Annotated in this window: 14 protein-coding genes; 4 read left to right on the top strand and 10 right to left on the bottom strand. The window is 42.4% G+C overall.

Annotated features, from left to right (window positions below):
• Positions 1-191 precede the first annotated feature (191 nt).
• Entirely contained in the window at positions 192-776 is a 585-nt protein-coding gene (locus FFJ24_RS00425) for a hypothetical protein (protein ID WP_138820214.1), read from the top strand.
• Between the two features lie 483 nt (positions 777-1,259).
• Here the strand turns inward: FFJ24_RS00425 and FFJ24_RS00420 are convergent, their stop codons facing one another.
• Positions 1,260-2,501 (bottom strand): xylanase, encoded by a 1,242-nt coding sequence (locus tag FFJ24_RS00420; protein ID WP_138820212.1) that lies wholly within the window; start codon positions 2,499-2,501, stop codon positions 1,260-1,262.
• 745 nt (positions 2,502-3,246) lie between these two features.
• On the opposite strand from FFJ24_RS00420, the gene FFJ24_RS00415 reads away from it, so the two are divergent.
• The 3 genes from FFJ24_RS00415 (at position 3,247) to FFJ24_RS00405 (ending at position 5,163) form a co-directional block, all read left to right on the top strand.
• The gene (locus FFJ24_RS00415) at positions 3,247-3,579 is read left to right on the top strand and encodes a hypothetical protein (protein ID WP_138820210.1); all 333 of its coding nucleotides are present in this window, start codon (positions 3,247-3,249) and stop codon (positions 3,577-3,579) included.
• 75 nt (positions 3,580-3,654) lie between these two features.
• Positions 3,655-4,542, top strand: coding sequence for a cation diffusion facilitator family transporter (locus tag FFJ24_RS00410; RefSeq protein WP_138820208.1), 888 nt, complete (start codon positions 3,655-3,657; stop codon positions 4,540-4,542).
• A 6-nt stretch (positions 4,543-4,548) separates the two neighbouring features.
• Complete coding sequence (locus FFJ24_RS00405) at positions 4,549-5,163, top strand: cytochrome b/b6 domain-containing protein (RefSeq protein WP_138820206.1); 615 nt, start codon at positions 4,549-4,551, stop codon at positions 5,161-5,163.
• Between the two features lie 186 nt (positions 5,164-5,349).
• Here FFJ24_RS00405 and FFJ24_RS00400 read toward each other — a convergent pair whose 3' ends face one another.
• From FFJ24_RS00400 to FFJ24_RS00360, 9 genes are all read right to left on the bottom strand, one after another.
• Entirely contained in the window at positions 5,350-6,162 is an 813-nt protein-coding gene (locus tag FFJ24_RS00400) for a sterol desaturase family protein (protein ID WP_138820204.1), read from the bottom strand.
• Between the two features lie 92 nt (positions 6,163-6,254).
• Positions 6,255-6,854 (bottom strand): Crp/Fnr family transcriptional regulator, encoded by a 600-nt coding sequence (locus FFJ24_RS00395; RefSeq protein WP_138820203.1) that lies wholly within the window; start codon positions 6,852-6,854, stop codon positions 6,255-6,257.
• A 105-nt stretch (positions 6,855-6,959) separates the two neighbouring features.
• The gene (locus FFJ24_RS00390; protein ID WP_138820201.1) at positions 6,960-9,248 is read right to left on the bottom strand and encodes a Gldg family protein; all 2,289 of its coding nucleotides are present in this window, start codon (positions 9,246-9,248) and stop codon (positions 6,960-6,962) included.
• 13 nt (positions 9,249-9,261) lie between these two features.
• Positions 9,262-12,039, bottom strand: a complete 2,778-nt coding sequence (locus FFJ24_RS00385; protein WP_138820199.1) for a pitrilysin family protein — start codon at positions 12,037-12,039, stop codon at positions 9,262-9,264.
• Positions 12,029-14,680 (bottom strand): hypothetical protein, encoded by a 2,652-nt coding sequence (locus FFJ24_RS26410; RefSeq protein WP_246862708.1) that lies wholly within the window; start codon positions 14,678-14,680, stop codon positions 12,029-12,031. The genes FFJ24_RS00385 and FFJ24_RS26410 overlap by 11 nt, the downstream gene beginning before the upstream one ends.
• Before the next feature lie 2 nt (positions 14,681-14,682).
• The gene (locus FFJ24_RS00375) at positions 14,683-16,986 is read right to left on the bottom strand and encodes a Gldg family protein (protein ID WP_138820197.1); all 2,304 of its coding nucleotides are present in this window, start codon (positions 16,984-16,986) and stop codon (positions 14,683-14,685) included.
• Between the two features lie 15 nt (positions 16,987-17,001).
• Positions 17,002-17,925, bottom strand: coding sequence for an ABC transporter ATP-binding protein (locus tag FFJ24_RS00370; protein WP_138820195.1), 924 nt, complete (start codon positions 17,923-17,925; stop codon positions 17,002-17,004).
• A 56-nt stretch (positions 17,926-17,981) separates the two neighbouring features.
• Entirely contained in the window at positions 17,982-18,740 is a 759-nt protein-coding gene (locus FFJ24_RS00365; RefSeq protein WP_138820193.1) for a DUF4397 domain-containing protein, read from the bottom strand.
• Positions 18,741-18,767: 27 nt separating this feature from the next.
• Entirely contained in the window at positions 18,768-20,225 is a 1,458-nt protein-coding gene (locus FFJ24_RS00360) for a RagB/SusD family nutrient uptake outer membrane protein (protein WP_168202346.1), read from the bottom strand.
• Between the last annotated feature and the right edge of the window lie 4 nt (positions 20,226-20,229).

Raw genomic sequence — 20,229 nt, 5'->3', positions numbered from 1 at the left:
TATTTAGAATATATCCTGATGATAGTATCATAATATTTTGAAATGGAAAATACGTTCTACTTAAAACCTGTGGTAACCATTAGTTTTGCCGGGCTTCAGCCTCAATGATACCTCTTTCAAATTCATGATTTTATTGGCGATATATTTGCAGGATAGCAAGAAGTCCAGCATGCCTTAAATAATTTAATAAAATGAGCTTAACCATAATCAGGGTTTTATTTTTTTGTCTGGTACCCATTGGGGTATTTATCCTTGTTAAAGCGATCCTAATGCTCAAAGGTATTTTTAATGGAGAAATGATCGTTGAGATTCCTTTTACCCAAAAGGAAGTCACTTTTGAGATCAGCAGGCCGGGAATCTATGCGATATGGCAAAAAGGGAAATTATTTAGGCGCACCCCGGTAGATAAGTTTCAATTGAAATTAAGCAAGGTATCCTCAGGTGAAAATATCTCTTTACCAAGATCCATTTTCAGTCCACGTCTCAATGGCTTCGACACCGGGCGAATGGAAATGAACCGTTTCCGAGCGGATATCGGCAGCTATTGTTTAAATATTGTAGGAGGATCAAGTGTTTCTTCCTTTGAAAAAGTAGTTGCGGGGTTATTTCCAGCAGAGCTGTTTAATTACAACGAATACTTTATCCAGGTTAGAGAAAGCAGGCCAATGTACGATATGGTTGCCGCCATTCCAATGTTTATCCTGGCTGGTTTTTGTATATTTGGTGGTATAGTGGCAGGAATTACAGCCCCGGATATCGTTGCAGCTTTAGGATGAGTTACCGTTATATTGCCTGGTCAGTCAATCCTACGCTGTTTTCAATAATGCTTTCATACCTATTGAGCTGCTGTAGCATTTGAGCCGTTATATTACCCCCCGCTGCCTCGCAAAGGCCCAGTATCATTAAGTTAAGGTTTTTAACCACAGATGCGCGCATATAAACACGGATTTTATATCTGTGTGCATCCTTCTTATCTGTGGTTAAATTATTTCCCTTGTGCCAATGGCTTAACCTAATGACATGGAACACACGGGTATCGTTCGTACAAATTTCGCAAAGCTAACCTCACCTAACGCAAGTCTTAGCGTCAAGCCTCAAAAGAGCCGGGATGTGCTTTCGTTAAATTAACAAATTACCTTAAATAGAAAATTTACTATTTAACTATCGTAAATGCACATTCATCCGGCCCGTTGCCTTATGCACCAAAACTTGCGCCAGTGAGGGCTGCAAAATGTAATAGAACCAGTATCGAATTTACATTAATAAGATACCAGGGTGGTTACGCTTGAAGCTGCGAGGTTAATCCCGAAGCTTCCCCCTGCAACAGCCAAGCTGTTGGTGCCCAGATTGGTTGTACTGGTGGTGAAGTAACGGTTAAATCCACTTACGCTGATGCCACTGTAACCAAATGCCTGATAGGTTACGGCGTTATTTTGGTTTACGATTACAATAACCAGTTTAGATCCGCTTTTGTATGCGGTTACGTAAACCCCAGGGGTAGGATTGGAAGTACAGGATATTTTGCTGTACCCAGGGCGTACATAGCGGGCATAATGCGCCATCACATAACCTACTTTCTGGATATTGCCACTTTCACTCATCGGACCGTAGCTTCTTCTGATGTACCACCACACATAAGCACTCCAGCCGGCATTCATACAATCGTGGATTTCTTTGGCAGCATTCATGGCATTTGCCCAGTCATCACCGCTGATGCTGGAATTGGTATAATGTTCTGTCATCCAAACCGGTTTACCCACATTCCCTAAGTTGTAAGGCGTTTTGCCATAGATGTGCCCGCAAACAAAACTGGTTTTAGATTTTGCTGTGGCATTACTGAGGTAGGTATTGATGTAGGTCTGATTCATCTGAAAAGGTTCTGGTGCCATAATGGGGGCACCACAATTGTTACCTTGTGCGGCTACAAAATCAGCCACTTCTGACGCCGTCAGTTCCATTGATTCATAATTTACCTTGTAATCTGGCTCATTGGTAGGACTGATCGCTGCGAGACCTCCAACGGCACTATTAAAAGCACTTAAATGTGCGGCATAAGCACCATAAGAGGCGGTATTAATTTTACCACCTACAATGCTGTTATTTGTTTTCATAGAAGCGGGTGCAGACCATGCCGATGCAATAGCCGATCCGCCGAATGATTTACAGGCATCAATAGTTGCTTTTTCAGCGGCGAATTCTGAACTGGAATTGGGCACCCTTACCCGCACGATACTTAAACCTATACCATTTGTTGGCGAGAAAGCAGTGGTTCTTTGTGCGCTGGTTAAATCTCCCGTCCAGGCAACAATATTTGCCCCGCCAAAGCCTTTAATAGTTTGTTGTACGGTTGATGCATCAATAGATGCGGTGCCTTCTACTGTTGCCTTTTTTGAAGAGTCCGCGTTCAAATTGACATTTTTATCCGACATATCTGTCTCATTTTTTGAGCAACTTGCCATTACAAGCGCCAATGCAAATACACTAAATAGTTTTTTTTTCATGTGATTTTTTGGTTAGATAAACATTTAAGTCATATAAAATTAACCATTGCATTTTTTTGTAAATGGTTAATTTAGCCAATTTTATAGCACATATGTTTACCACTTGAAGGCTTTGCTTAGCATAATTTTGCATAGCTATCGTGCATAACTAATTAAATTTTATTCATCATATTCACTATAAATTTTCATATTGAAAAGGTAAATTAGGAGTACCCTGCAGTGGATATTATATAGTAAACAATAGACATCATGGTAATATAAATCATTAATAAAAACATCTGAAAGTAAGATGGCGTATCAGGGAGAATCTGATAAAAGCGGTGAGTAAGATCTTTGAAAAAGATGAATTTTCAGGCATCAATACGGCCAATGTGAACAGAAAACTGATCTCCACTTATTTTGGAAGCCTGTCCGGATGATCAAATATTAGTTAGTAACGATAGCAACCGTTTTTTAGGTTTAACCTATAAACTTGGCAATTAAAAATTCAGAAATGGGATCCCAAACCGGGTAACGTAGGATTATTTTATCAACGCTTAAACGCTTCTCTTTTTTAACCGACAAGGCATTTACCAGGTAAATTCAGGAGCTCAGGCAAGACCGCTAAATGTTTTTTATTTAAGAGGAATTACCTGATCGAATTTTTGGTAGTTTATCTCCGGATAAAAATGGTTATTTTTGCCAGGTGAGAAATGTTTGGATATACCTGATGGTCTTTCTTTATTCTTTTAGTAATCCGGGAACGATGGAATTACTAAAGGCACCATATATCGCTATCCATTTTCTCGAACACCGTGCCCTGAACAATAAGATTAGCTTTGCAGACTTTATTTCCATGCACTATCTTGGGAAGGATATCAGGGATAATGATGCCGACAGGGATATGAAACTGCCATTCAAAAAGATTTTTCAAGGCCATCATCAAACGCTTTTCCAGCATATTGTTAAAGTAACTCTGCCTTTGGCAGCATCAGGTGTACATCCTGTATTAAGTTTTCTCTATGATGATGCTCTCGCTTTTGCCACATCGATCAAACTGTTCAGGCCACCGAAACCTGGCTACACGCTATTCAGTTAATCGTTTATCAATCTGGTACTAAGCTCAGATATACATTTGCGTGTATTTCTGTTTTGTAATTTATCTTAAATTTCTATGGAGCCTTTAAAAAGAAGCTCATCTGCGGAGGCTATCCGCACCACCCAGTTGGGCATTATCATCAGTATTGTCCTGATTTTTGTCAAAGGTATCTCTGGCCACCTGGGCCAGTCCTATGCACTTATTGCCGATGCCACAGAGTCTGGTGCAGATGTAATCAGTTCAGGGCTGCTCTGGATTGCACTTAAATATGCACAGCGGCCAGCTGATAAGGGCCATCCATACGGACATGGTAAGGCTGAACCGGTGGCAGCCATCCTTATCGGATTTTTTCTGCTTGCAGCTGCAGGCTGGATCGGCTACCATTCGGTCGAATTCATTCGCACGCCGCATGATATTCCCAGGAAATATACCCTTATTGTACTTGCAATTGTTGTTTTGACAAAAGAGATCCTCTTTCGCTACGTATATTCTATTGGCAAAAGATTAGGCAGCCAGGCGGTGATTGCAGATGCCTATCACCATAGGAGTGATGCGATCACTTCAATTGCTGCATTCATAGGAATTTCTTTAGCCATTTTCCTGGGAAAGGGTTATGAAGGTCTTGATGACTGGGCAGCACTGATCGCCTGCCTTTTTATCATCTATAATGCTTTTAAGATCATCCGCCCGGCCTTTGAAGAGATCATGGATAAGGCGCCTTCTGATGAACTCGTTTCAGCAATCAGTCATATTGCTTCTCTGCATGTGGAAGTAAAAAGAGTGGAGAAGTGTTTTGTAAGAAAAATGGGCCTTGATTATTACGTAGATATGCATATCGAGGTGGATGGCAATATTAATGTGTTCCACGCCCATTCGGTCGCCCATCAGGTCAAAGATGAGCTTCTGGCATCAGAACTGCATATCAAAGACGCACTCATTCACGTTGAACCTTATGATTTATAACCTGTTATGATAGAAAAAAGATTTAATCTGGCCAGCCGTGTAATACACTGGGCCATTGCCTTTGCCATAATTTTCCTACTTTTAACTGTTTTTTTAAGGCTTGGGTGGATGAACAAGGATGCTATGGGAGAGATATTGAAGGAGACGCTCCAGAAAAAAGGAATTCAGCTTTCAAAAGCTGATGCCGCTGCGATCGGGAAAGAAATCCGCGGGCCGATGTGGAGCTATCATATCCTTGCAGGATATGTTCTTATAGGCTTATATTTGATTCGGATGGGCATTACTTTTATTCAGGGAATTGCTTTCAAAAATCCTTTTTTAAAACAGACATCGCCCAAAGATAAGTTCAAGTCCTGGCTTTACATCATTTTTTATGCTCTTTTTGCTACTTCACTCTTTACCGGTTTTATGGTGGTAAATGGTCCGAAGGAAGCAAAGGAAATCATGGAGGCCATCCATGTAAAATCTCTTTATTATATGCTTTCCTTCATCGTTCTGCATATCGGTGGTGTTCTTCTTGCTGATATCGGCGGTGAGCCGGGCATAGTGTCAAAAATGATAAGAGGGGATTTTAATATTAATCATCAGGACATCGCTCAGGGACCTGATCCTAATGATTGAGTAACCACAGTCCAGGCAATTTCTGTTGCCTGGATCTTTTGCATTGCAACCTTTTGTTAAGTATGAAGGATATCCCATTAGAAAAAACATAACTATAGCCGTTTTGAAGCCAGCGCAGGGTATACAACACATTAAGAAATAAAAATCTAAAACATATAAAATTAACCCGAAGATGATCAAAAATTTTTATTTGGTAAAAATCTGCTGAGCCTTACTTTGTTCTGCTGCGGAATGAATTCCAAAACGCTGATGCTGTATACGATCATAATCACCTACATAATCAGGATGTTCCGTGCCCATTATTCTGTCCCAGATTCTAAAATACAAACCATAATTCCCTTTAAACTTGCTATGGTGTAAGTTATGATGTACGGAAGTGTTGAAGACCTGAAACAGTACAGTGCCGCGAAACCATCTTGGAGCCAACTCATATCCAAGATGGCCGTACACATTGATCGTGAAACCAGTAACAACGAAAAGAAAGATGCTGATCTGATGCATAGGAATTAAAAAAACAATCAGCAATAGCACCAGGCCTTCAGGAATAGCTTCCAAAAGGTGAAAACTGTACGAAGCCCAAGGAGATGGATTTGTACTCTTGTGATGAACAAGATGTACCGTTTTAAACAGTATTTTATGATGCAGTAAACGGTGCATCCAGTAAAAATAGGTGTCGTGGATGACCAAACTGATTACCAGGCTTACCGGGATGTACCAAAGGGGATAATCGCTAAGGTTATCATATAGAAGCGTGTATTTACGCAAAGGGGTTAAAAGAATTACGACAACAATAACCGTAAAAACAAGCGTGCTTTGCATGGAGTGCCAAATTTCACGGACAAAATCTTTCTTTGAGGCCAGGCGTGCCTGAATTTTAGATTGGGATAGCCTCGGAGCCAGCAACCGGTAAAAGAGGAAAAAGGGAATCCCTGCAATTAGAAAATATCGAACGGCTGACAGACTGAATATTCTGAAAAAAGTTACTATAATCGTTTCCATAAATTTTAAATTATAGAACAAAGCTAACTAAGCCGGATGGTTCAGGAAGTTAACAAAAGATAATTTCGAATCTTAACAAAAGATAATTTCCATCAGCTTCTACCCTTTTGATGCATGCGTTTACGGATGCGGCTTAGCGATACGGGTGTGATGCCAAGCATGGAAGCGATGTATTTATCTGCTACCCGGTTTACCAGCTGAGCACGCTCCGTAACCAGCTCCCGGTAACGTTCCTCCGGAGATTGCAAAACAAAAGACTCCATGACCTGCAAGGTTTCGGACAACATGCGCATCAGGAAAAAATTTCTAAGTGGCTCCAGATCGGGATATAATTTGAGCATACCTTCTAATTGATCATAATCAATTTCCATTAATATCGATGGCTCAAGTGCCCGATAGATAAAGCGTGAAGGCCTGTGATGAAGGATGGTATCATGTGAGGCAATAAACTGTCCTTCCCATCTAAGAAACAAAGTCACCTCATCTGCATTTTCCTTGTGGGTATAGGCACGCATCACTCCTTTTTCAATAAAAGCCAGCCGCTTCCCCAAATCTCCTTTGGATATATATATTTCATTTGCCTCTAGGGTGATCAGCCTTGATATAGCATACAAAGGTTTTATATCGTAAAGCAGCTTCCCATCAGAATCTGTTAATAATTCAGCCAGCGAATTGATAAAGTCATCTTTCATATTATGGTTAACGGCAAATTTTGTAAAAGCGGTTAAATTTAAAAAAACTCTTTTACTTGCCAGCCTGCCCTGATTTTTATGTGAAGGCAGGCAGTAAGAAAGAGATTATTTGCGCTTTCTACGGATTAATAATATGGCCCCCGTAAGAAACATGAGTCCCGGTATCAGACCGTAATATACAACCTGTATAACTTTAACACGTGTTTTACTGAGTTTGATGGTGTTGTCTTTAGGTTCCGGGCGTGTTACATCTATGGGAAATTCTCCGTAGGCAAACCAGCTAAAAATATTTACTGCAAGGCTTGAATTGGCGGTACGCATATTTGCTCTGGCCAATTCCATATTACTGAAAAAGTCAGCATCGCCAGATACCAGAATCCGTTGATCTTTATTGTTCTGTTTCCGGGTTAACATCAATGCCGTTGGAAACGCCCCTTGTTGATCCCCGTTCCGCGGCTCTACAGTCAACGCTACAGAATCTAACGTAAACTTACCTTTTTTTAACCAGCTTGTTTTGGGATCTGTCATTAAGATGGGATGAACATCGAAAGTACCTTTGGGATCGTAATCCAAAGCTGCTGCATCAGGCATGGAAACAACGGATTGGTAAGCATAAAAAGGTTGTAAAAAAGGTGACATTGCAACCGCCCCGGCGGATACTAATGGAGTAACCAGGCCATAAGAATAATCCCGGCTACGCTGAAGTAAGGTCCCGTTAAGCATTTTTACGCCTAATACTTCCAGCAAAGGATTAACCACATTTTGCTTACCCGGTTCTCCGGCAACCATCAGGTTACCGCCTTCAGCAATATACTTACGAAGTTTGCTTAGTGCATTTGCGCTGAAAGCAACCTTTGGATCGGCAATTACCAGGGCTGATATGTTTTTGGGGATTTCTCCCTTTTCTATAGAAACGCTGTCCAGATCAAAACCATGATTGATCAGTGAACCCCTGGTCGTTTTCTCGTTGAGCAGCTTTTTATAATCACGGTCCCCAAGTTTGTCCATGCTCCGCTGATAACCGTCCGTAGCAAAAATGATTTTTGGAGGTGTCATCATCAATCGTTTTAAAGCCGCTCCGGTCTCCGCTTCTTTAGGCCACATATTTTGTTCAAAAGGAAAGGTACGTAAAAAGGTTGCCTTGCCTTTATATTTCAACTGCATCACCGTGCGTGAACCTTCGTCATACAGGTTGATTTGCTTGTGAATTTCCTTAGGACTCAGAAAATTACTAAGGTCCAATTGGTTAACCCCCGACATGAACACCACATACTTATTAAAGGTGCTTTTATATTCAATTAAGTTTTTAGTTAGGCCAGGAACACTGTCGTAATAATAAACCCATTTCAGATTGATATTGGGTTTAAACCTTAAATATGGTTCCCAGCGGGCGATGTCTGCAATACGCTCGCTGGGTGTTGCCCTGTTGTAAGAATCTTCTATTCCATTAACATATTCGGTCATTTCAATGGGTTCATCGCCCATTCGTTTCAGGAGTTCCTGACTGGTTTTAGTCAGCGTATTCACTTTAGTAGCGGTTGCATCATAGTAACCAATCATTGGTTGCCGGGATGTGATATAAGTTACACTTAAACAAATCACCACAATCAGCGCATAACGTGCTATCTGCTGTAAAGTGGATTTTAAAACCCTTTCCATTTCCAATTTGGTGATGGTAAAAGCCAGAAACATCGCAGTAATGGCCAGATAATAAATAACATCGCGGGTATTTAACAGGCCAGACATAATCCGTTCTGCACGGCTCGGCATAGACAAACTAAAAGTCAGGTCGCGTATAAAATCCATATCCTGACCAACTGTACCGATATAGTTCATAAACGCGAGCACTACGAAAGTACTGATGGCGGCCACCGCCTGGTAGGAGGTTAAAGCGGACACAAAAATCCCAATCGCCGCATAGGCATTAATCAGCAGATAGGTCGCCAATAATGCCACCAGAATATGGGGATAATCAAAGTGTGGAATCATGAAAGCTACACCAAGAACAAAGAGGGATAAAACACCGATGATGATCAGATTGTAGATTAACATGGCGGCAAATTTACCATAGACTACATAACTGAGTTTGACCGGAGAAGAATAGAGCAACTTGATGCTTCCGCTGCTGATTTCCCTACTGATAATTCCCATGGTAATCAATGGGATATACAAATATAAGCTATCGAGAATACGGGCAATGACACCAATTTTTTGATCATCAGTAAACAATATGCTTGTTAAAAAAGGTATACTTTTAGCGCGTTCCAAATTGGGCATAGCACCTGTAAAACTCAAACTGACCTGTACAAACAGGATGATTAGTAGCAGCCAGGCAATTGGTGAATAAAATAGCAGGCTAAGCTCCAGCCTGGCTATTTGTATAATTTTCTTCATATCTATTAAAAAGTTATTTTTTTTCCGGCATCAGCACAAGTCTCACATAGTTCTTTTCCCGAATATATTTTACTGCCGCCTGCTGAACCGTTTTTATGGTAACCTCATTTAGGGCAGCATTGTAATTATAGAGCTGATCTAAAGGCTCTTTATTCATGACCTGTGAGGCCAGGTAATCCAGCCAGAAATCATTATTAGTTGAGCCAGTCTGCAAACCAACCCTTCGGGCAGCCTTAAACTTTTGCAGGTTTTCTGCTGAAGGCCCTGAAGTCCTCATCGCTTTCACCTCTTCTCTTGCGGAGGAAATTAGTTTTTCTACATTTTCCGGGGCACAGTCAAAACTAATAATCAGGCTGAACCTGCTTTTTAGATATTTAGACATATTGATCTGCACATTTGGCGTATAAGTTCCGCCCTGCTGATCCCTCAGCCGCTGTGTCAGGCTGATATTTAAGGCATCAGCCACCGCATTCATGTTAATGGTATTCTGAAAATTATAATCAAAATCACCTGAATAGGTCAAAAACACAGTTGATTTTTGTTCATTGCCTAAGTACACTGTTTTAGAAATCTGACCTGCCGGAATATGAATACCAACATCACGTGCAGTTTCATGCAGGTTTTTAGCTGGTAAAGCGCCCAGGTATTTTTCAAGCAATGGCCTGATAGTCAACTCATCAAGATTACCGACAAAAAGGAAAGTGAAACCGGAGGCATCAGCAAAACGCTCCTGATAGATTTCAAAGGTCCGGTCTGGTTTAATCTGGCTCAGCTGATCAGCATGCTGTGGCCTTTTACGGATATGGGAGTTTCCTAAAACCAGGTTTACCGTATCCATAAACACTTTAGTGCGATTATTTCCGGTGGTAGCCATCTCCTCCCTGGTCCTTTCTATCAATGTGGTAAAAGCTTCTACATCTTTTCGGGGTTCGGTAAAATAAGCATGAAGAAGTTCTAAACTGGTTTGCAGATCCTGCGGGGTCGTACTACCGTTAAACCCCTGATATTCATCAACAATAAAAGGGCTGACTTGCACTTTTTTGCCCGCAAGGAACTTGTTAAGTTGTTGCGCATCATAATTCCCTGCCCCTGCAGCTGCCGTTAGCTTCGCCGCATTGATGGCGCTCAGGTAATCTGCATCAGCATATAAACTGGCCCCACCAGCAGAAATACCTTTAAACAGAATCTGATCATTTTGAAATCCCGTCTTTTTCAATAGAATAGTCATTCCGTTGCTCAGGGTTAGCCTTTGAATACCCACAGCCTTAATTTCTTCACTAGATGTGATCTTTCCCGGAGAAGGCTCAACCTTCAATAAAGGCAAATCTTGTACATCTTCTTCAGCATCAGGCAAACTTTGCGTATAAACGCTTTCTATCCAGCGATTCACAGTAGCAGCATCGGGTAAAAATCCTTTATTGTGTTCTGACCCCTTCACTATAATATCACGGTCTTTAGACTTAAGGTAGGTATCCGGCAAACCATTGATCTCTTCCAGGGTAATGTCAGGAAGCAATTCTGTCGTTAACCGGTATTCTTCTTTGATCCCCTGTGGGATATTACCCGTCAGAAAATGCTGCAGGTAAGATTTAATAAGCACCTCTGATGCTGTTTTATCTTTCTCCCGCAGCGCATCTGTCATCTTTTGGAGATAGCTCTTTTTCACCCTGTCCAGTTCTTTAATCGTAAAGCCCTGTTCCTGCATTTTCCGTAGTTCCAGCCAAACGCTTTTTAATGCTTGTTCAGTTTCGGCTGGCTTAGTGGTTACAGCCACTGAAAAAGAACTCAATCCACCTGATAGTGGTGAAAAACCTGCAAGTGGCAGTCCTCTAAACCGGTTGTTTACGAGCTGACCAAATAGACTTTTTAAAAGAACGGTCCGGAAGTCGGTAGTTGTAGTAAGCTTATCAGGATACTCTTTCATCATAATCTCCACAGCTATACCCGCCATTTCCGGGTCAAGAAATTGCATATATTGGCCTTTGCCTGTCAGTTTAGACTGGTAAACCGTCCTTACTTTCTCATTTGCAGGTTTTTTCAAATCAGAAAACTTTGCTTTAATATTTTTTTCCATCTGATCAGGGTCGATGTCTCCGACCACCAGAATAGCCTGCAAATCAGGACGGTACCAATCTTTATAAAAACTACGGATCTCTTCAGGAGAGACTTTTAGTAATACCTCTTCGGTACCGATTGGCAAACGGTTACCATAACGGGATCCGTTGGTATAAAAAGGGATAGCCTTTTGCTGGTAGCGCTGTGCAAGTCCATCGCGATAGCGTTTCTCTTCGAGAATTACATGACGTTCACGTTCTACATCTGCAGCACCAATATTGGCTTCCTGTGCCCAGTCGCGCATAATCTGTAAACCATTGGCTAGCAATTCAGGGTTGTCGGAAGGTAAGGGAAGCTGATAAACCGTTTCATCAAAGCCTGTATTGGCGTTAATGTCTGCACCAAAACGTACACCGGATTTCTCCAGGTAATTGGTCAATTCCTTTTTAGGAAAGTGTTTGGTTCCGTTAAAGCTCATGTGCTCTACAAAATGTGCCACTCCCCTCTGCTGATCAGTCTCCAGGATGGATCCTGCCTTTACAGCGAGGTACATGGTTACCCGGTTTTCAGGCGTTTTATTTTTACGGATATAATATGTAAATCCATTGGCCAGTTTACCTGTTCTAACTTGCGGATCGACCAGCAAAGGCTGCGTAACCATTTGGGTTTTGCACGCCAAAGGAATGCAAAGCGCAGCTATAAACAGAAACCTGAAAAAATTATTTTTAACTAACATGTTGCTGATTTTTAATGATCTCTATAATCTTTTCATTTTCAATAATGATCATTCCCTGGCGATCGGTGGTAATTCCCGTAGTCAGTGTATACGGATATGTTGGTACACCATCTCTCATCACAGTAGGAAGGTAAGAGAACTGCAGGTTGTTGCAGGCTTTTCTTAAAGCTTCACCCACTTCAATAATATGTGTAGAAACCACAAAGAAACTATTCCTGTTTTCTGCAAAGGCCTGCGTTACTGCAAGGGTAGCATCATAGGCATCTTTTACATTTGTTCCTTTAAACAATTCATCAAACAGAACATACAGGTCCAGAGATTCGCTAACCGCTTTGGCTACTGTTTTAGTGCGGAGTACCTCTGCATAAAAATGACTGTAGCCCATATCCAGATTATCTGAAACATTGATAGAGGAGAATAAACCATCCTTAACCGAAAACTCCATCCGTTTCGCCGCCACCGGAAAGCCCATGTGTGCCAGGTAAACCGCAATCCCCATTGATTTCATAAAAGTCGATTTTCCGGCCATATTAGCGCCGGTTAAAAACAGTACGTTACGCTCACTGGTAAGGTGCAGGTTATTGCTTATCCCTTTTCTTAATCCAGGGTGGCGAAAACCTTCCATATCCAGGAGCATCTGTTCAGCGGGCAATGCCCTGGCATACACAAAGGCTTCTTCGCGGGCTATCGCTGCCACGCCCATATATACATCCAACTCATAAATGAGCTTCAACAGCATTTCCATCTCCCGCATCATCGCATGCCGGATAGTGTAATCATTATGAATCAACTGGCTCAGCGAAGGCTGCCCTTCAGGCATATCCAGAACACTTTGAAGCCTGGAGTCCTGCAATATTCCCCATGCAACATCAAGATCTTTTTGATAAATGCCTACATCAGGTTTATCCTTTAATGCTGAAAAGAAGTCGCGAAAAGCCTGCAACACTTCAATGGTTACCGATTGTCCTGCCTGTAACTGGAGCAGTTCGGCATTGTGAAAAAGCACCTGCCTGAATTTTTTGGTAAAGATGCCCCAGGCCACCCTCGGTAAGGCTGCACCGGCACCACCAGCCAGGTAATCTTCCATCGATTCTACCTGTGAGCGGATTACGGGAAAAATCAGGCTATTTTGCTGAAAAAAAGCAAATAAAGCACTCCTGTTGTTTATTTGATTAGCGTCATTTAATGGTTCGCGAAACATGCCATCCAATACTTTCTCTCCGCCGCGGGTTTGCAAATGGTTAAACAGGCTGTAAATGGATTGTTGCTTAAACTTGCCTTGCAGGTTCAGGTCTTCTATAGTTTGCTTATCGGCCTTAAAATGCTGATATTGAGGCTTTACCCCAGTTTTATCGTTAATTAGTTCCAGTACCCCTTCATTATTCACAATGATCATCCCATGGCGGTCATCGGTAATCCCTTCGCTCAATGTATAGGTGTATACAGGTTTGCCCTGCTCCATACGTGTTGGGAGATACCGAAAACTCATATTCGGGCACCGTTCCTTTAAAACCTTTCCAGCTTCCATGATATGCGTAGAAACCACAAATAAGGAGTGTGGTTTAGCCGAAAAAGCTTCCATAATGGCAATCGTACCTTCGTAAGCATCCTTGACATTGGTACCACGGAATAATTCATCGAAGATGACAAACAAGTTTTTTCCTGCACCAAGTTCTATGGCAACTTTTTTTACCCGCAATACTTCGGCATAAAAGTGACTGGCACCCATGGCCAGGTTATCTGGAAGGTTAATTGTAGTGTACATGCCATCGCATACCGAGAATTCCATTTCTTCAGCGGCGATAGGAAAACCAAGATGGGCGAGGTAAACCGAGATTCCGAGCGACTTCATAAAGGTAGATTTACCCGCCATATTTGCTCCCGTGAGGAATACAATATTTCCGTCAGGATTCATCTCTAAAGTATTAGGAATTGCATGGCTAAGGAGCGGGTGATAAACGCCCTTCAATCGAAGACGATTCTCATCACGCGGTAGCGCTTTGGCGAAAATAAATCCGCGTTCAGTGGACACGCGGGCAATAGAAATACATACATCCAGAAAATAAATCTGCTGCAAAATCTTCTCGAGTAAGCCACGCTGCTGGAAACGCAGGATATTATCATACTCCACAATCCTGCCGGATGAAATTTTTCCTTTGCCATGATCCTTAAAAATCAGCTCCAGTTCTTTGGCATTTAACAGGCCTAAAACAGCAGAAACCTGTGTGCCATAAGGATTATCCTTCACTTTAGACCCGATTTCCAGCATAAACTTTTTCAATCCCTGAAGGATTTCCATCAGCGCCGTTACACTTTGTCCGGCTGCATTAAAATCAGCCATACTAAAACCCTGGTTAGAAAGGCGGCTTCTCGGGTCGGTATTTGAAAGATATCTTTCAGCTTCTTCAAAACGGTTACCCTGTAAGGGGAAGGCCGTTTGACTTTCCTGAAAATACCGCAATATCGCAACACGCTCATTAATGACCTGATGATCAGAAATTGGGTTGCGGAACATTTCCTCCAGCAGGGCCGCACCACCCTGCGTGAAGGTCTTGTTGAAAATATGGTAGATTGAATCACTCCCCGATTTGGAGAAAACGTTCAGATCATCGATTGTTTGTTTATCGGTTATAAAGCTCATAATTATTTTCGTTTTCTGCGGATCAAAAGCACCATGCCAAGCAAAATGATTGCACCGGGGATGACCGCATAATACATGACTTTTAAAGTTTTCACCCCCGCTTTGTTCAGTTTCAGATGTGTATCCTTAGGAGCGGGGCGGCTCATATCTATCGGAAATTCTGCATTGGAAAACCAGCTGAATATGCTGATCGCAACGGAGGAATTTGCCGTTTCCAGATTTCCCCTGGTTAGTTCCCTATTACTAAAAAAATCGGCATCGCCTGAAACCATGATCCGCTGTTCTTTGTGATTAATTTTGCGGCTTAGCAGCAGTGCAGTTGCAAAAGCACCCTGCTCATCGCCCGTCTTTTTATCAAAGACCAGTGCAGCAGAATCCAGTACAAATGATCCTCTTTTGATCCAGCTTGTGTTGGCATCGGTCATTAAAATTGGCTCAACCTTAAAAACACCCTCATGTTTATCCTTTAAAGCTGCAGCACCGGACATAGAAACCGCTGCTTTTTCTTCAAAAGGTTTTTTAAGGGCTGGCGACATTAGAACTGCTGCGGAGGTTAGCCGTGGGGTAACCAGGCCATAAGAATAATCCCTGCTACGCTGTACCAGGGTTCCACTGAGCATTTCAACGCCCAGCGAATCCAACAACGGGGCTACAACGGCCTGTTTGCCGGGTTCACCGGCAATGAATACATTACCACCCATTTGAATATAACTACGCAGATTGGTGAGCGCTGCCGGACTTAATGCAGCCCGTGGATCACCAATTACCAATACAGCGATATCTTTCGGGATTATGCCATGCTCCAAAGAAACACTGTCAATATCGAAACCCATATTAATGAGTGAGGTTTTGGCGAGCTTATTATTAAAAAGCAATTGATAATCGCGGTCGCCAATTTTATCCACCCTACGCTGGTAGACATCCGTTGCAAAAACAACCTTAGGTGGTGTTACCACCAGGCGTTTCAAAGCAGCTGCAATTCCTGCCTCCTCTGGCCAGCCGTCACCATCATCAAAAGTTCGTAAAAAGGTTGATTTACCTTTGTATTTCAATTGCATCACCATCCGGTCGCCTTCCCCGCGAAGGTCAACCTGCTTACGGATTTGCGCGGGGCTTAAAAAGCGGCTGGTATCCATATCTCCTGATTTCGCTACTTCTTTAAAGAGGGCTTTTATACTTTTTCCGGGATTAGCAGCGTAAAACTGTGGGTCGAGAACATCATAATAGTAGACCCAGTGCAGATTGATATTTCCTTTAAAACGCAGATAAGGCTCCCATTTGGCAATGCCATAAAGCCGTTGAACCGGAGCACCGATATGATAACTTTGGTGCAGTCCGTTAATATAGGCTGTCACTTCTACCGGCTCATCTCCCATTTTCTTTAAAACATCCTGCACGGGCTTTACAATGGTATTAACCTTAGTTTCAGTGGCATCATAATACACGATTACCGCCTGGCGTGAACTTAAATAAGCAACCGCAAGCCCTATTACAATAATCGCAAAGTATCTGCTGGTCTGGTAAAAAACAGACCTTGAAGCGCGCAGTAGTTCTAATCTTGCAATGGTAAATGATAAAAAAATTCCGGAGATCACGACATAATAAATTACATCTCTGCTGTTCAGCAATCCCGATACCATACGCTCGGCCCGGCTGGGCATGGAAAGGCTATTGGTCAAATCGCGGACAAAGTCTATGCCTTGCCCGAAACCTCCGATGTAGCTCATAAAGGCCAGTACACCAAAAGTGCCCAGAGCTGCAACGATCTGATAACTGGTGAGACTGGACATAAAAATCCCAACCGCTGTGTAGGCACTTAAAAGCAAAAAGCAGGATAACATGGCTACCAATACATGCGGATAGTCGAAATGATCGACCACCGTGGCCCCCACGATGAAGAAAAGCCCTGATACCAACAGTATGATCACCAGATTGTAGATAAGCATGGCCAAAAACTTTCCATAAATGATCTCCCGGATTTTTACCGGAGAAGAATATAAAAGTTTAATGCTCCCACTACTGATCTCCCTGCTGATGAGTCCCATGGTGATTAATGGCGTATATAAATATAAACTGCCAAGGATGGTGTAAAGGATGCCCAGGGTTGTTCCTGTAGCAGTGGTAAACAGCCGGCTCGTTAAAAAGCCATTATCTCCAATAAGTTGCTGCAGATACTGCATTGATGCTATTCCAGGTATAAATGCATGTGTCATTTGAATAAAGAATACAATGATCAGCAGCCAGGCAATAGGCGAATAAAATAGCAGGCTAAGTTCCAGCCTTGCTATTTGTATGATTTTTTTCATTCTATAAAGTGATGCTTAGTTAGAGATCCTGGATAACTGGGCGAAGGTTTCATCTAATGAATTCTTTTCCATATTCAATTCACGTAATCGCCAGTTTCGTCTTGCACTTTCCAATACGAGGGTTTCAGCAATTCCTTTGTCTCCGTTGAAATAGATTCTCAGCTGTTTTTCAGTCAGGTATTCCACTCTGGTAATGCCCTCAATGGCCTGAAAGGCTTCTGCCGGGGGCGCATTCTCCATTACAACCAACATGCTGTGCGGCGCAATATAATTGTCAAAGGCTTCCATGGTATCTGCAAAAACGATCCTTCCGCTTTCAATCATCACAATGTCCCGGCACAAGTACTGCACTTCGGTTAAGATATGGGTAGAAAGTATCACGGCCCGGTCGGTAGCAATATCTTTGATTAATGCACGTACTTCCAGGATCTGGTTAGGATCCAAACCATTAGTCGGTTCATCAAAAACGACCAGTTTGGGTTTATGGATAATGGCCTGGGCAATTCCCACACGCTGCTTATAGCCTCCTGATAAATTTTTGATCAGGCGTTTATTAATATGGCTCAATCCGCAACGCTCTTTAACCTCTTCCAAAGCCGGTTTTAGCTTCGAGTGTTCTACCGAACGCAGGATGGCGCAATGCATCAAATATTCATCCACCGTAAGATCCATATATAAGGGCGGAGTTTGCGGTAAAAAGCCGATCTCCTGTTTGGCACGTTCAGGCTCCTTTCTCAGGTCGATCCCATTAATGGTTACCTCCCCCATTGTTGGGCTCAATACCCCGCACAGAATGTTCATCGTTGTAGATTTGCCGGCGCCGTTAGAGCCCAGCAAACCCAGTATCCCGATCCTGGGGATTTCAATATTAATGTCGCGGATAGCCCAGCTGGTACTATAGCGATGCGATAGTCCGGTAATACGAACAATTGGTTCCATATTTTAAATGTGTGTTAGGTATTTATTCGAGAAACAGCTGTAACAGCTTTTAAGAATTAAAAATCATAGACCATAAATGGGTCATCGGCGAGGTTTCCCTGAGCATCGTTGGGCAACCACACCATTGTATAGTTTCGGTATCGCCATTTATTTACCTCTGCATTTGTACTACCAACATCTTTTAAAGTATATCTGGTTAACAGGGAGCCTGATGCCTGATCATAAAATTCGATTAACACATCAGTAGTTGCCGAGGTTGCATTTACACTCAGGTAATCGGTAACTTGCTTGTAGCCCAGGTTATTTATGGTTTTATCTGTTCCGTTACCTGAGATTTTTACGCTCACGGGCCTTTTATCCGGAGAAAGATTAATCAGGCGCAAACCCATAACACTATCCGTTAGCGCATGGAAAGGGGGCTTTTTATTCACTAAAAGCATTTCAGGCTGCGAAAGTGTTCCAAATAAAAACAAGGTGGAGGCCTCATTGGGGCTGAGGTTAAGCGACATTTTATAAATGGGCTTATCATTTGCGTTAGTGTCTGGAATCTTATAAATCAGAACAGGCTGCTCTTTAGAAGGAAGCGATAGATGGTTATTAGGTGAGTAAATACGGTATTTAATCCACATTGGAACTCCCAATCCGGCGGCCGGGCGTTGTTCATTAAAGTTAGCAGCCAGAAAATCACCACCCTGCAGGGCATTGATAATTGTAAGGGCTGTTAACGTTTGTGGCTGAACATCCTTTTTACAGGAAATAATTGCGGAGAAAAAAAGCCCGGCAAAAATATACAGGAAAATCAGGTTCTTCATCATGTTCAATATTTAATAGTAGGTCTGGATCTAATAATTAGGGTTTTGAGTCAGAAAATGATCTCTTTGCAGCTCCGTTTTCGGAATTGGATATAACAACTGGTAATTGCCACGCCAGGGTTGCTTAGCTGAAATGGCCGAAAGTACCTGCTCTGCTTTTCCAGTTCGCTTTAAGTCAAACCATCGGTGGCCCCATTCTCCAAAAAGCTCTGTTTGCCTTTCCTTTGCAATAGCTGCAAGGGTTTGATCTCTGGTTAAGCTTTTTGACAAGGGTAGTATTCCGGCCCGCAGGCGTAAAATATTGAGATCATTAATACCGGCAGAGAGTTGTCCGCTTAGCGCAAAGGCTTCTCCGCGGATAAGGTACATCTCTGCAAGCCTTAAAACCATGTAATATTCGGCCGCAGCACTACCTATTGCCAGGTTATGAAATCCTGTTTTATATTTATATACAAATCGCGAATGATAGGTCTGTCCGCCTTGAGCGAAATCCGTGCTGTCTACCCAGGCCGCTTTACGGCGATCTCCTGGCTCAAATGCCTTAAGCAAACTGGAAGAAAGATCTCCGGCTGGCCCGGTATGTAACGGAGAAGGAAGTAAGGAAATGGCTTCCGGCACCGCATTGCCCGTAAAATCTTTGTTTACATTTTGCTGAAGCTGCCAGATGGTTTCCGGGCTGTTTTTAAGGAAAACATTGTTCAGATCAGCCGTTTCCAATTGGTAAAGACCAGTTTGTCCGATTACATCCGTAGCCTGCTGAATGGCATTCGCATGGTCTCCCGTGTACAGGTAAACCCTGGCCAATAATGCTTTAGCCGCCCATTTATTTGCCCGGATGCGTTCTCCCCCACCCGTAGCATAATCTGCCGGCAATCCATTTATTGCCTCGAGAAGGTCTTTAACCATCTGCTGGTAAACGATGTTGACTGCTGTTCTGGGTTTGTTGGAGTTTTCAGCAAGGTTGGTCGTCAACACTAATGGTACATCTCCAAAACAATTTACCAGGTAGAAATAGCTAAAAGCACGAATAAATTTAGCCTCAGCAGTAAGCTGGGTTCTGGTTTGTGCATGAAGTAAAACAGATTTTGACGCCTCAATTCCTTCAATTACCCCATTGGCACCATAAATGGCCTGATATGCTGATGACCAGATATTATTAGTAGAGGTGCTCTCTGCAGTCAGTGCATTCCTGGCTACTTCACCCCTGGAGTTATTAACTGCAAAAACGGAGCCCACGATACTCAGTTCATCTGCAGAAGCCATTGCAATTTGATTTACCAGCCCATTGGCAAAAGAGGAACTGGCACCAGCATTGATCATTTGAGTTAATATACCTGCCATGGCACCTATTGCCTGTGTATCGTTATTAAAAACCTTATCTGTAGTAAGACTGTTTTTAGGATCTGGAATCTCCACCAGTTTATTACAAGAAAACAATAGGAATGCTGATAACAGCAGTAGAATTTTGTTTGAATGATGGTTAAGCATAGTC

This window comes from Pedobacter sp. KBS0701, assembly GCF_005938645.2.
Classification (GTDB): Bacteria; Bacteroidota; Bacteroidia; order Sphingobacteriales; family Sphingobacteriaceae; genus Pedobacter.
This window is presented reverse-complemented; position numbering and strand designations above follow the sequence as displayed.

Bases quoted from the DNA above. Each gene is read 5' to 3' on its own strand.
- FFJ24_RS00385 (WP_138820199.1), bottom strand. From the start codon at position 12,039: ATGTTAGTTAAAAATAATTTTTTCAGGTTTCTGTTTATAGCTGCGCTT.
- FFJ24_RS00360 (WP_168202346.1), bottom strand. From the start codon at position 20,225: ATGCTTAACCATCATTCAAACAAAATTCTACTGCTGTTATCAGCATTC.
- FFJ24_RS26410 (WP_246862708.1), bottom strand. From the start codon at position 14,680: ATGAGCTTTATAACCGATAAACAAACAATCGATGATCTGAACGTTTTC.
- FFJ24_RS00420 (WP_138820212.1), bottom strand. From the start codon at position 2,501: ATGAAAAAAAAACTATTTAGTGTATTTGCATTGGCGCTTGTAATGGCA.
- FFJ24_RS00405 (WP_138820206.1), top strand. From the start codon at position 4,549: ATGATAGAAAAAAGATTTAATCTGGCCAGCCGTGTAATACACTGGGCC.
- FFJ24_RS00390 (WP_138820201.1), bottom strand. From the start codon at position 9,248: ATGAAGAAAATTATACAAATAGCCAGGCTGGAGCTTAGCCTGCTATTT.
- FFJ24_RS00400 (WP_138820204.1), bottom strand. From the start codon at position 6,162: ATGGAAACGATTATAGTAACTTTTTTCAGAATATTCAGTCTGTCAGCC.
- FFJ24_RS00375 (WP_138820197.1), bottom strand. From the start codon at position 16,986: ATGAAAAAAATCATACAAATAGCAAGGCTGGAACTTAGCCTGCTATTT.
- FFJ24_RS00425 (WP_138820214.1), top strand. From the start codon at position 192: ATGAGCTTAACCATAATCAGGGTTTTATTTTTTTGTCTGGTACCCATT.
- FFJ24_RS00370 (WP_138820195.1), bottom strand. From the start codon at position 17,925: ATGGAACCAATTGTTCGTATTACCGGACTATCGCATCGCTATAGTACC.
- FFJ24_RS00410 (WP_138820208.1), top strand. From the start codon at position 3,655: ATGGAGCCTTTAAAAAGAAGCTCATCTGCGGAGGCTATCCGCACCACC.
- FFJ24_RS00395 (WP_138820203.1), bottom strand. From the start codon at position 6,854: ATGAAAGATGACTTTATCAATTCGCTGGCTGAATTATTAACAGATTCT.
- FFJ24_RS00415 (WP_138820210.1), top strand. From the start codon at position 3,247: ATGGAATTACTAAAGGCACCATATATCGCTATCCATTTTCTCGAACAC.
- FFJ24_RS00365 (WP_138820193.1), bottom strand. From the start codon at position 18,740: ATGATGAAGAACCTGATTTTCCTGTATATTTTTGCCGGGCTTTTTTTC.